The 522-nt window shown below is 48.7% G+C and carries 1 protein-coding gene; it reads right to left on the reverse strand.

Annotation, left to right across the window (positions count from 1 at the left end; genetic code table 11):
• A partial coding sequence (locus tag R7190_RS30615; protein WP_318138308.1) for a carboxypeptidase family protein occupies window positions 1-522 on the reverse strand: 522 nt, incomplete at both ends.

Here is a 522-nt window from a genome sequence, read left to right on the forward strand (position 1 = left end):
CAGTCACCGCAAGTGTTGCTGCAAGCACATCTTGCCCAAACATCACGCTGCGCTCAGGAGACCAACCGTACAACGGATCGGGGGGGTTGTTATTGTCTTTGAATGGCATCTCAATTGTGTACGATAAGCACTTAAATTGCTCGGCAACCCAATTTGAACCAACCGTCAGGTTTGCCTTGCCTGGTTCGTCTTTGTCGTAGCCAATTTCATCTTGGAACTCTGGCGTAATTGTCAACAGTGCTTGTTTGAATGCATCTTCCAGCGCCGCTAAGTTTTCATCGTACGATGGGATGCCTTCAGAGCCTGCAACAAAGTTGTATGGGATCGCTTCATCACCATGAACATCTAAGAACATATCCACGCCCGTTTCGAGCATGCGTTCACGAACAAGGAACACCTCTGGGCTTTTCTCCATTGAAGGCGTTTGCCATTCACGGTTTAGGTTTACACCAACCGCATTCGTGCGTAGGTGACCACGAATACCACCATCTGGGTTCATGTTCGGTACAACGTAAAGCACTG

Source organism: Vibrio sp. 1078-1 (genome assembly GCF_033340475.1).